The sequence below is a fragment of the Pseudomonas juntendi genome (assembly GCF_009932375.1).
GTDB classification, from domain to species: domain Bacteria; phylum Pseudomonadota; class Gammaproteobacteria; order Pseudomonadales; family Pseudomonadaceae; genus Aquipseudomonas; species Aquipseudomonas juntendi.
Map to the genome: position 1 here is coordinate 1 of NZ_BLJG01000564.1, position 275 is coordinate 275.

The window sequence follows — 275 nt, forward strand, 5'->3', positions numbered from 1 at the left end:
CCCGGGTGAAGCCATGAGCGGCTGGATCAAGTGCAGCGATGCTCTGCCAGGTGATCAGTACGACGGTGTCGCAGTGATCGTTGCTGCGCTCAATCACGCAGGACAGCTCATCTCGGAAACAGATGTTTGGCACAAGGGCCGCGGCCGAGATCTTCAGGGGCACTTCGAGTTTTGGACGAATACGGCCACCCACTGGCAGCCCCTCCCTTCCCCACCCACCGAGTAACCCACCATCTGGAGGCGACCATGGCTCACGAGCATGAGCTTTACGCAGA

1 protein-coding gene is annotated in these 275 nt (G+C 60.0%); it reads left to right on the forward strand.

The genetic code is table 11. The annotated features are described in order from the left end of the window. Window positions 1-13 precede the first annotated feature (13 nt). Window positions 14-226: a DUF551 domain-containing protein gene (locus GYA94_RS28600; protein WP_161893511.1), complete on the forward strand. Its 213-nt coding sequence runs from the start codon at window positions 14-16 to the stop codon at window positions 224-226. The last annotated feature ends 49 nt before the right edge of the window (window positions 227-275 follow it).

Bases quoted from the DNA above. Each gene is read 5' to 3' on its own strand.
- GYA94_RS28600 (WP_161893511.1), top strand. From the start codon at position 14: ATGAGCGGCTGGATCAAGTGCAGCGATGCTCTGCCAGGTGATCAGTAC.